This window comes from Leptospira johnsonii (assembly GCF_003112675.1).
GTDB classification, from domain to species: Bacteria; Spirochaetota; Leptospiria; order Leptospirales; family Leptospiraceae; genus Leptospira_B; species Leptospira_B johnsonii.
Genome location: NZ_BFAY01000011.1, coordinates 153,234 through 164,579, shown reverse-complemented (window position 1 = coordinate 164,579; position 11,346 = coordinate 153,234). Strand labels below are relative to the sequence as shown.

Annotated in this window: 10 protein-coding genes; 4 read left to right on the top strand and 6 right to left on the bottom strand. The window is 40.0% G+C overall.

Annotated features, from left to right (window positions below; genetic code table 11):
- Position 1 precedes the first annotated feature (1 nt).
- Positions 2 to 514 (top strand): SseB family protein, encoded by a 513-nt coding sequence (locus LPTSP_RS09575; protein WP_108928573.1) that lies wholly within the window; start codon positions 2 to 4, stop codon positions 512 to 514.
- Positions 515 to 540: 26 nt separating this feature from the next.
- Positions 541 to 1,161, top strand: a complete 621-nt coding sequence (locus tag LPTSP_RS09570) for a hypothetical protein (RefSeq protein ID WP_108929861.1) — start codon at positions 541 to 543, stop codon at positions 1,159 to 1,161.
- Here the strand turns inward: LPTSP_RS09570 and LPTSP_RS09565 are convergent.
- Positions 1,151 to 1,579 (bottom strand): MAPEG family protein, encoded by a 429-nt coding sequence (locus LPTSP_RS09565; RefSeq protein WP_108929860.1) that lies wholly within the window; start codon positions 1,577 to 1,579, stop codon positions 1,151 to 1,153. The genes LPTSP_RS09570 and LPTSP_RS09565 overlap by 11 nt on opposite strands.
- Positions 1,580 to 1,747: 168 nt before the next feature.
- Here LPTSP_RS09565 and LPTSP_RS09560 point away from each other — a divergent pair, with 168 nt between their 5' ends.
- The gene (locus LPTSP_RS09560; RefSeq protein WP_108928572.1) at positions 1,748 to 5,587 is read left to right on the top strand and encodes a PAS domain S-box protein; all 3,840 of its coding nucleotides are present in this window, start codon (positions 1,748 to 1,750) and stop codon (positions 5,585 to 5,587) included.
- 17 nt (positions 5,588 to 5,604) lie between these two features.
- On the opposite strand, the gene LPTSP_RS09555 is transcribed toward LPTSP_RS09560, so the two are convergent.
- From LPTSP_RS09555 to thiL, 3 genes are read right to left on the bottom strand one after another with little or no spacing between them, the layout of a single operon-like run.
- Positions 5,605 to 6,768, bottom strand: coding sequence for a DUF418 domain-containing protein (locus tag LPTSP_RS09555; protein WP_108928571.1), 1,164 nt, complete (start codon positions 6,766 to 6,768; stop codon positions 5,605 to 5,607).
- Positions 6,769 to 6,777: 9 nt separating this feature from the next.
- Positions 6,778 to 8,106 carry an MFS transporter gene (locus LPTSP_RS09550; RefSeq protein WP_108928570.1) on the bottom strand — a complete coding sequence of 443 codons (1,329 nt, stop codon included), beginning with the start codon at positions 8,104 to 8,106 and terminating at the stop codon, positions 6,778 to 6,780.
- 48 nt (positions 8,107 to 8,154) lie between these two features.
- Positions 8,155 to 9,075, bottom strand: a complete 921-nt coding sequence (gene thiL, locus LPTSP_RS09545; RefSeq protein WP_108928569.1) for a thiamine-phosphate kinase — start codon at positions 9,073 to 9,075, stop codon at positions 8,155 to 8,157.
- A gap of 58 nt (positions 9,076 to 9,133) precedes the next feature.
- Between thiL and LPTSP_RS09540 the strand changes: the two genes are divergently transcribed.
- The gene (locus LPTSP_RS09540) at positions 9,134 to 9,778 is read left to right on the top strand and encodes a YceI family protein (protein ID WP_108928568.1); all 645 of its coding nucleotides are present in this window, start codon (positions 9,134 to 9,136) and stop codon (positions 9,776 to 9,778) included.
- 75 nt (positions 9,779 to 9,853) lie between these two features.
- Here the strand turns inward: LPTSP_RS09540 and LPTSP_RS09535 are convergent, their stop codons facing one another.
- Both LPTSP_RS09535 and LPTSP_RS09530 read right to left on the bottom strand, forming a co-directional pair.
- Positions 9,854 to 10,513, bottom strand: coding sequence for a hypothetical protein (locus LPTSP_RS09535; RefSeq protein ID WP_108928567.1), 660 nt, complete (start codon positions 10,511 to 10,513; stop codon positions 9,854 to 9,856).
- A 65-nt stretch (positions 10,514 to 10,578) separates the two neighbouring features.
- Positions 10,579 to 11,250 carry a hypothetical protein gene (locus tag LPTSP_RS09530; protein ID WP_108928566.1) on the bottom strand — a complete coding sequence of 224 codons (672 nt, stop codon included), beginning with the start codon at positions 11,248 to 11,250 and terminating at the stop codon, positions 10,579 to 10,581.
- Between the last annotated feature and the right edge of the window lie 96 nt (positions 11,251 to 11,346).

The window sequence follows — 11,346 nt, the reverse complement described above, 5'->3', positions numbered from 1 at the left end:
GATGTATAACATTAAGAAAGTTCTATCATCCATTAAAGAATATTTTGAGCCCATTCCCAAGTTTGATGGAGAAAACGCAAAGTTCAGAGAGGCTATTTATCTTTATTCTAAGAACCGTTCCGAAAAGAATTTAGAAAAACTTTCCGCTGAACTTACCAAAGCTTACTTTCTCATCCCGCATGCTGGTGAGGAGGCTGTCCCTAAAAAGGCGAAACCTAAAAAGAAAGTTGCCGCTAAAAAAAAGAAGAAGACTCTTCCTAAAAAAGGACCGGAACCTATCGTATTATTATATGTAAGCGACGAGCATGGCAGGGTATTCTTACCCGCATTCTCCCATCCGTCCGAATCATTCCGCTATTTTAAGAAAGACGCCGCACTTGTTCCGATCACAGCAAAAGAATTATGGGCCTTAGGACTACAGAATAAAGGAGTTTCCGGAGTGGCAATCGATCCTGGCTCCACGTTATGGTTGCTTTCCAGGGAACATTTGGAATTATTGCAAAAAGAAAAATAATCTTTTATTTTATCGAACGCCATTCCATGTATTCTTCTTTTCGAATATATACTTTCTGCCTTCTCACTATATTCGCTTTATTTGCAAATTGTATCCTAGTTTCCAGATCGGAACTTTCTTCTCCTTCTACTTTAAACGAGGGAAAAGTATTAAAACATTATAAAAAAGTTTCCATTAAAGTGATCTATATCCCAGAGAAGGACGATCACGCTTATAATCTGGACGAAGAAGAGCAGAAAAGTCGAGAAGAAATCTGGACAGATCTGCTGACTTCGGCGTATGAGGATTCCGGATTGTTTCGAGAGGTGGTGACTTCTTCCGACGGAGATCTGAAAGTCCAAATAAAGATCGTGGAATCCCAAGCTGAAGATAGGGGAATGGATTACGCATTTTCCAAAGGTTGGGGTTTTCGTCCATACAGGGAAGAAGGCTCCTTTGCAATGAGCACAGACTTTTATAATTCTAAGGGTGAACTTTTAGGTTCGGTAGACTTAAGCGAAAAATACGATTACTATTATCAGGTTTTCTTTATATTCCTGATGCCTTTTTATTCTCCGGGCGGAGAATACGAAAGATTGGGACGATTTATGGGGCTAAAGACCTTGGATAGGGCCTTATCTAAGGAAATTTTTATCCCTAAAAAATAATTCCTAAAAATTTTCTGAAATAGTTCACCCAAATCCCGAACAAGATCAAATTACTCGCCGCAAAGATCGCCAACCTATGTATAACGTTGTTATAGGTGAGATGGATCAGGCTGTGCAATATCCTAAGTCCCACATAGATCCATGACAGTTGAAAATTTAACGGATCGTTAGAGCTCGTTAGGTATTGTATTAAGCAGATCAGATAGAACAATAGAGGCATTTCTAATAAGTTCATATAGTTCCGATTTGCAATGGATACCCATTGAGGAACATTTTTGGACTCTCCGAATTTAAAATCGTCCGGGATTACCTTTCCTATAAAACCTGCGTAAAAACGGCGGATAGGGATCTGCAATAAGACGAAAAAAGTCAATAGAGCTAACGCTCCGATCGGAAGAAGCCAATATTCTTTTTGCATTTCTGGACCTTTTAAATTGAAAAGAATTTTATATAGAATACTTTTCAATTTAATCTGCAAGCAAAAGACGCAGAATTTCAAAGCTCTTCATTTCTATTTTCATTGACTCCTATGCTTTTTTGACTAATCTAAAAGCCCTTTATTTTCGTCTCATACTCTTATACAAAAATGCAAGAATCCCTAGAAAAGTTAATCTATCACTGGATACAAAACGATTGGGAAGTTTTCCAGTTCATTCAAACTGAAGGGCTGGATGGGATCTGGGTATTGGATCTTAAGGATCGAGATCGATTTTGGATCAATCCAAAATTCAGATCAGTTCTTGGATTTTCCGGATCGGATAAGGATCTCTCTTCTATTCGTTGGAAAGATCTATTTTTAAAAAAAGATCATGAATCAATAGATTCTCAAATAAAGAAAATAGAAGAAACGAAAGTTCTTCCTATACGTTACAAAACCTTCTCCGGTTCTGAGTTAGAGACGGATACCAAACTTAAAATTTTAAAAAATTCGTCAGGCGATCAAATTTGTATAGGGGGGATCAAGATCGTCCAAGAATCGGAGATCCATTCTCTGAAAAGAGAATTAGATTTTCTATCTCTAATCAATGCTTTACCGGATATGATCGGTTATTGGGACTCTAACCTGATTAATAGGTTAGCAAATGATGCATATCAAAGATGGTTCGGAATAGAAGCTAAAAAGATATCAGGCATGCATATGAAAGCCGTGCTTGGGGAGGAACTATTCGCATTAAATTATCCTTATGTGCAAAAAGTTTTAAAAGGAGAAACTCAATTATTTGAGAGAAAGATCCCAACTCCTGACGGACAACATTTCGTGCATTCATTGGCGAAATACGTACCCGATTTTAGGGAAGGGAAAGTCATAGGATTTTCCGTTGTAGTTAGTGATATTTCTAAGATTAAGAATGCCGAAGCTGCCAATCTAAAACTAGCAAAGATTGTAGAATCTTCCGACGACGCGATTATCGGGAAGGACTTGGATGGTACGATCACTTCCTGGAATCATGGAGCCGAAAAAATTTTCGGTTATAGCTCTACAGAAATGATAGGATCTAAATTCGATCTATTAGTTCCGGAGGCATCCAAACTTTTGGAATCTAGGATCAATCTTAAGATCAAATCAGAAAAAGAAAACCTTCGTTTCGAATCCGTCCGTATGGGAAAGGACGGACACTGGATCGAAATGTCCATCACACTCTCTCCTATGTTCGATTCCTCTGGTAAGATGACTGGCTCTGCAGAGATAGCAAGAGATATAGGCGAAAGAAAGAGAATGGAAAGCTCCTTTAGGAGTGCTTTTGAATATTCTGCCATTGGAATGTCAATCCTAGATCCGAAAGGAAGATGGATCCAAGTTAACGGAAATCTAATCAAGTTGCTTGGATACGATTGGGAAGAATTATCCAAGCTAACCTTCAGGGATATCACATATCACGAAGATTTAGGAAAGGATCTTCAGTTATTAGCGGAGACTTTGGACGGAAAAAGATCCGGTTATCATTTAGAAAAACGTTATGTAAAGAAAGATGGGAGTATTGTGTGGGTACTTCTTTCTGTGGCCTTAGTTAGGGATGCTGACGGAAGGCCAAACCATTTTATCGCCCAGATCATGGACATAAACGAGATCAAAAAGACGGAAGAACAATTACGTCATGCCAAGGAAATTCTAGAACAAACCAATAAGCTTGTAAGAATAGGCGCCTGGGACCTGGATCTGAAGAACAATACGGAAACCTGGTCCGCGGTCACAAAAGAAATGTTCGAAGTTCCTTTCGATTTCGATCCAGATACAAGAGGAGTATTGAAATTTGTTAAAGAAGGAGAGTATAAGGAAAAAATTTTAGAAGCGGTAGATAAGCTTACGAAACAAGGAGAACCTTACGATCTCGAGATCCAGATGATCACAGATAAGGGGAACGAACTTTGGGTAAGGACAGTAGGAAGTGCGGAGTTCGAAAATGGAGAATGTACACGGATCTACGGTGCATTTTATGATATAGATAAAAGAAAAAAAGCGGAACTGGAATTGTTCCGAGAAAAATCCAGACTTTCCGCATTCGTTGAACATGCTCCTGCTGCGGTCGCTATGTTCGATGCAGAGATCAAATACATCGCCGTTAGTGAAAGATGGTTAACTGAATATCATTTGTCCGGGAGAAATATCATAGGGCTCTCACATTACGAAGTATTTCCTAATATTTCCCAGGAATGGAAGGAAATCCATAGCCGATGTTTATCAGGAGAAGTGCTGAAGAATGATGAAGATGTATGGAGGCCCGAGGGTTGGGATGACGACCAATATCTTCGTTGGGAAGTAAGGCCTTGGTATCAGCTGGATGGTTCAATCGGCGGAATCATGATGTTCACCCAGGACATCACTGAAAGTTGTAAACAAAGAGAAGAATTAACGAAAGCAAAACTAGCCGCAGAGCAGGCAAATAGAGCCAAGTCGGATTTTTTAGCGAATATGAGCCATGAGATTAGGACTCCTTTGAACGGGATCATAGGATTTTCGGATCTTTTATTGCGGACTTCCATGGATTCTACCCAACACCAATACATGATGACCGTATTCCAATCGGCTGAATCCTTGCTCGATATTATTAATGATATATTAGATTTTTCTAAAATAGAGGCTGGAAAATTGGAATTGTCTTATGAAAAGACAAACCTATTGGAACTTTGTAGCCAGATAGTAAATACGATCAAGTTCCAGGCGCAGAAAAAAGGATTAGAAGTTATAGTAAATGTAGCCTGGGATGTGCCACGTTTTGTAAAAGCGGATAGTGTAAGGCTAAGGCAGATCATAGTAAATCTATTCAGTAATTCCATAAAGTTTACGGAAGAAGGCGAGATTGAATTTAAGATAGAACTTCTTAAAAAAATTTCAGAAACGGAAGGGGAGTTTAGATTCTCCGTAAGAGATACCGGAATAGGTATCGCACCTGATGCGAGGGATAAGATCTTCGAGGCATTTACCCAAGGAGATGTATCTACCACTCGTAGATTTGGAGGCACGGGCCTTGGGCTTGCTATTTCCAATAAACTTCTTTCTATAATGGGAAGCGGTCTTCAGCTCAAAAGTGAATTAGGAAAAGGAAGCACATTCTATTTCGATTTAAAACTGAATATTTCCGAAATTGTGGGAGAGGATTGGATTAGGCTACGTTCTATCAAAAAGGTCTTAATTGCAGATAAAGATCAGGAGAATATAAACTCGATCGGAGAAATGTTGTCTTTGCAGAATATTCCCGCTGACTTCTTCAGAAATGGAGAAGAGATGCTGAAGACTTTATCAGACGGAAATAGATACGATATCATTTTGATGGATTCCGAAATGCCGGAAGGGGACGGTTTGGAACTCGTCCGAAAAGTAAGAGAGGATCTTAAGATCAGAAGTGAAGATCAGCCGATCGTATTGATCGTAAATCCGGATGAAGGGGATTCGTTTACAGAAGAGTCCAGAAAACTCGGGGTCCAGGAAGTGATCTCTAAACCGATCCATATGCAGAAATTATTCGATATCTTGGCCAGAAATCAGATCTTTAAGGAGCCTTTCGAATTTCCTTTGATTACGAGGGACCAAGAGGGAGCCGCTACCATTCGTAAAACCGTAACTGTCTTGATCGCAGAAGATAATTCGGTGAATATGATGCTCGCAAAAAGTATCGTAAAAAGAATTCTTCCCAAGGCAAAATGTATAGAGGCGCAGACAGGAAGAGAGGCAGTCGATAAGTATAGGGAAACTGATCCGGACTTGATCTTCATGGATATTCAAATGCCTGAGATGAACGGATACGAGGCCACCAAAGCGATCCGTGTTCTCGAAAAAGACGGTCACAGGGTCCCGATCATTGCAGTGACTGCTGGTATCGTTTCCGGCGAAAGAGAAAGATGTTTAGAAGCAGGTATGGATGATTATATCAGTAAACCTGCTGTAAAAGCGGATTTTGCTCGGATCATCTTTCGCTGGATGAGTTGATCATACTTTAAGTATCTCTAAAGTATTTTGATCGTCTTCCAATAGGTCCAGGATCTTAAGATCCATTCCATAGGGCCTAAAGAAAAAGTCCTTTTCCAAACCATTGAAAATATTCCCCAGAAAATCCAAATGGGAACAGTCAAGATTAGAACGATAAAACTTCCTATTTGATCGAAATATCCTAATCCCCAACCGCAAAAGATCCAGGTGCAAACCAAAGATTCTCCTAAATAACAGGTCAAAGAAAGTTTTCCCATTGATTCGAACCAGACCCTGTCCGCAAAACTTCTCTCGGAGTTATAATAATTTCCGAGTAAATACACGTAGCAGAATGTGAGTGCAGGTGCGCTGAAGGTATCCGAGATCGCAAATAAGATCTTTAAAAATACACCTTGGTTCTCCGGAAGAATATGCCGGGAATGTAATGTGTAAACGAAATTCCCTATAATACCGAATATTAACGCCCAAGGAAAAAGTTTTTTGAGTTCGGGCTTTGTATTCTCCCAATCAGTAAAGATGGAATTTTTGGCCGCATAAAAACCCAATGCGAACATGGAGAGAACCGAAGGCCATTGGTAAAATACCAAAAAAGGAATGGAAAGAATGGTATCCTTTGTCCTCTGCACTGTGCTTTCCCAGAACCCGCCTAAATATGCTTTTCGACTCTCTTGTAATAGGCGGGGAAGATTTACTTCTAATTGGGATCTGAATTCTCCTTCTGCAAAACTCATTCCTATTCTGCAAAATACTGCAATCACCAAACAGGATAGAGAGAATTTCAATAGCCAGGAAGAGGATTTGTTCCTTAAAAACCAGAGCAATGCCCCTAAAATAGCGTAAGAAAGAAGAATATCTCCAATGAACAGGAAAACTCCATGCAGAAGTCCTAATATTCCTAAACCTAGTATTCTTCTGAAATATCTGGATTTAGAATTTGTTTCCGGATTATTCTCCAATTGGATGAAAAATCCATAACCGAATAAAAAGGAGAATAATACATAAAACTTGGATTCGAAGAAGAACGCTACAATCCATGAACCTATGGAATCCAAAAGAGTAGAATTTTCTCCCAAGGAAGCAACGAGATACATAGGTTTAGAAAAATAGGGGAGATTGACTACAAGTATTCCTAATAATGCAAATCCTCTTAAAAAGTCTATGAAACCGATCCTGTTTTTCATTTTCGTCTCTTAATGTTTAGGTTTCCAGTTCCAAGTGAAAGCAAGTAGGATTATGGCCAGGATCGCTGAAACGAATATTATAGATATAGAATATTCCCAGCGAAACCAGGAGAAGGAACTCATCCATCCTAAACCTTTAGAAAGTGCTGTCCTTCCTAAATAACCGAATAATCCTATAAATCCAGCCGCCGTCCCAACCGCTTTTTTTGAAGTAAAGTCCAGTCCTGCTACTCCTAGTAACATTACAGGAGGATAGATAAAAAATCCTACCACTCCGAAAAGTGTGAGGTCCGCCCATAAATATCCTGGAGGAAGAAGTAGTATTCCGAATAACGCGAATAATATCGGGACCATACAGACCAAGCTGACTAAACCTCTTTTTCCTCCCACTTTGTCGGAATACCAACCCACAAGTAATGTGGAGCCTATTCCTGCAAATTCATAGATAAGAGTACTGATCCCTCCTTTTTCCAAACTTGCTCCTTTCGCAAATTTTAGATAAGAAGGTCCCCAATCGGTGAGGCTGTATCTGACTATGTATACGAAAAAATTCGCTAAGGCAAAAACCCAGATATACTTATTTAAAAGTACTAGATCTATAAAAATTTCCTTAAAACTAAGTTCTCTTTCCGATTCGGAAACTTTGGAAGGATCCGTTTCTGTTCCGGTATATTCTTCAATGGAAGGAAGTCCGACAGATTGAGGAGTGTCCAATAATCTGAAATACAAATAAATCGCTGTTAAAAATGAGATTGCTGCAGGGATATAAAATGCGTTTCTCCATCCGAACCAAGAGGCGCTATAAGCCGCGATCACTCCTACAAGTCCGCCTCCCACATTATGTGCGATATTCCAGATTGCGAATTTTGCTCCCCTTTCTTTAACAGAAAACCAATGGCCCAAGGATCTTCCACAAGGTGGCCAGCCCATTCCTTGGAATAAACCGTTCAGTCCCCATAAAATTAGATGTGTTTGGTAATCGGAAGAAGCTCCGAAACATACATTACAAATTCCTGTTAGAACTAGGCCTAACGGCATAAAGACCTTAGGATTACTTCTGTCCGACAGAGCACCCATTAGGAATTTTCCAATCCCGTAAGAGATTGCAGTGATTGCCAAAATATTTCCGATCTGTTCTTGGGAATAGGAGAGAGCTTGCCCTATTTCCTTGGAAACTACAGGAAAATTGTTACGTACAGTATAAAAGACTGAGTATCCTAAAAATGTGGCTTCTAAAATTCTCCAGCGAAACTTTGGATAAAGGGAGCGGACTTCCGACTCGGGAAGTAATGGTTTGGGGGACTTCGGTAAAATCCAAGATAATAGACCGTTTCTCATCGATCGGGAAGAATGATCGTATCTATCCTAAGCACAAGTAGAATTTGATTAAAAATGTCTAAATCCGGATTCTTTAGGAGAGTAAGGTTTTCCTTCGTAAGAATATATGACCTGAGGGGATTCGCCTTTTTCCAAATCGAAGACTGAACCTATCTTTCGGATAGAGATCCCTTCCCAAAAAGAAGGCAATTCGTCCGGAGATAAAAATAGAAGTTCTAATTCTTCTCCAGAAGTTAAAACACCTTCGATCCCGATGGCTTCTTTTACTCCATTTTCGAAGGGAAGTTCATCTAAGTCCAATTCGATCTTGACACCAGAGGATTTGGCCAATTTGAATACGTCCTGTTTGAGTCCATCGGTCAGATCCATTCCCGCATGTATTCTAATTTTTGAATATAAAGAACGACTTAAGTTCAACCTTGATTTAGGCCTTAAATGCCTATCCAAGGCGATCTTTTTGACTTCCGAGGAAAGGGAAATATGGGCACCTTCTAATATTTTATAACCTAGAAGAGAAGCGCCTATATGACCGCTCAAGTACACATTATCTCCATGCTTTCCGCCCTTTCTGTCTACAGGAGAATCTGATTTTCCTAATAGAGTTAAAGTTAAGTTTAACTCTTGTGTCCTATAAGTGTCGCCGCCGCAAAGTTCTATCTTGTAAGAGGTTAATGCCTTTTTGAATGAATCGATAAACGGTTCTAGGAACTCTTTTCGATTGCAGGAAGGAGAAAGTCCGAAATTGAAAAACGCTTTTTGAGGAGTTCCGTTAGCCGCTGCTATATCCGATACGTTAACTTCTATCAACTTGTTTGCCAAGTCTTCGGGACGACTCCAGTCCAATCGGAAATGAGTTCCTTCGACTATCGTGTCTGTAGTGATCAAGTTTCCTTCTTTGTCCGAATAACAGTCGTTTTCCTGTTCTTTGCCGGGAGGATATAAGGAGGAGATGAGTTCTTCTTCGTTCAAGTGTTTTCCAATATCTAAAAATCTTGACTTTGTTTTATTTCAACCCTAGTATAAGGCTATGAAATCACGTATAAATTCTTTTTATCTCGCCACACTGATTTTTTCAGTATTCTTCCTTGGAGCAAGTTGGCAATTCAATTCGTTATCTGCAGAGACTTCTTGTAAATATTCCGTGAACCCAGAAGTAACTGGTCTGGAGTGGAAAGCATTTAAATTCACCGAGAAAACTGGAGTGGGTGGTAAGTTTACTAAAGTAAATATTACTGGAGTTAAATCAGGGGCCACGGTTCCGGATGCATTAAAAGGCTTAAAATTCTCTATAGACGCTTTAGACCTGGATAGTGGAAATCCGGAAAGAGATCCTAAGATCAAAGGAGCATTTTTCGGAAATCTGAAAAAGAACGGAAAGATAGAAGGTTCCGTATCTTCTGCAAAACTGGAAGCGGATGGAAAATCCGGAACTGGAGTAGTAAAACTTACTTGGAACGGTGTGAGTAAGGATGTTCCATTACAATTCACTTTAACTGGAGAAGTTTTAGAAGCAAAGGGTTCTTTGGATGTAAACAATTGGAATGCAGGCAAAGCATTAACTGCGTTGAACGCAGTTTGTAACGATCTACATAAGGGCAAGGACGGTAAGTCTGTTCTCTGGCCGGATGTAGAAATTACGATTAAATCTACTTTAAAGAAAGATTGTAAATAAGATTGAAATGCGGAGTGGGTGACCACTCCGTTCTATTATAAATTTAAGATATTCTTTCTAATTCAATCAGCTGATCTAACTTGACGGTCTATAACAGATACAAAGTATCCTGAAAGCGTTGTCACAGGTTTCGGCCTGTACACTATTCCAGGTACCTGCTGCAGAAAGAAGAGGACTTCCTACGTATCCAGTGTTGGATGAGGTATTGTCGTCCCCGTCATTACAGGTAACACCTGAAGCGTAATTACCGGTTCCATCTCCATAGGTCCAGAAATTAGTGCTGCCCAAACCTCCGGCTTCTAAAGTCACATGTAGATCCAGGGAGAAAAAAGAAGCCAGATCGTCTGCGAGGATCGTGCCTGTAGGTCCTCCTCTCATTGGTGAGTTAGTCGGAATATCAGAATAGAAAGAGGTTAAATTATTAGCAGATACTGCAAGTGTAGATACTAAGGGAGCTACGCTTTGACATCCAGTATCTAAGATAGAAGCAAAAGTTCGTTCTTGCTTGCAAATAGTCTGTAAGCTAGGGTCTAAGTTGCCTGTACCTAAAATGGATAAGTTCCCGCCATAGGCTACAGTGGAGGAATATACATAGATCCCTGACGGTGCGGAGAAAAAACTCAGCAAGCTTGCCGTAGGACTACAGGATCGATCTTGGTCCGAACAAGTTTTTGTATCCATACAATTCTGGGCTAAAAACGTGAAAAACAAGATCAGAATAATACGGTATATCATAACATTTTTCCTTATCAGAGGATCCTTTCGATTATATTAAAAATTCAGAATATTGTTCTAATAGATCAACCGCCGCCGGAGGAAGGGACGTAACAAAGACAAAGTACTTTATGTAATTCCGCGCAACCTCGAATGTCAGTGGCAAACCAGCTTGCTTGATTCTTTAAAGCGGTATTTCCGGTGGCACCCAGGGTAGATAAGCTGCCGTCATCTTCTCCGTTAGAACAGGTATCTGCAGCAGCATTACCGTTCCCATCTCCGAAACTCCAAAAGGTTAGGCCCCCTAGCCCACCTGCTGACAGAGTATATTCTAGATCCACTGTAAAAAGGTTGGCATAATCTAAGGCAATCTGTGTTCCGAATGGACCACGGATCGGAACTCCAGTAGTAGGGAGATCCGAATAGAATGCGTTAAGTGACGATGCGGCAACAAGAGAAGTAGAAACTAAAGGAGCATATTTAGAGCACTTTGTATCTATGATGTTTGAAAAAATCCGTTGCTGGCCGCATATAAAATTCAAACTAGAATCCAAGTTGCCTGCTCCCAAAACGGATAAATTTCCGTTGTAGCTTGTATTCGTAGCGTATACATAAATTCCGTCAGGAGCGGAAATTAGGAGACTCAGTAAAGTTGCCTTAGGACTGCAGGTCCTGTCCTCATCCGAACACGTTTTATCGGAGAGACAAGCGTTAGATAGTACACAAAAGAATAAAACAGGAAGAATGCGAAGAGTCATCCAACCAAGGGTAATATTGTGTTAATCCATAGGCAAGAAATTATAAATCGATTTCAGGCCCGAAATCCTTTTTAAGCCTGAATTCTTGAGACTTAA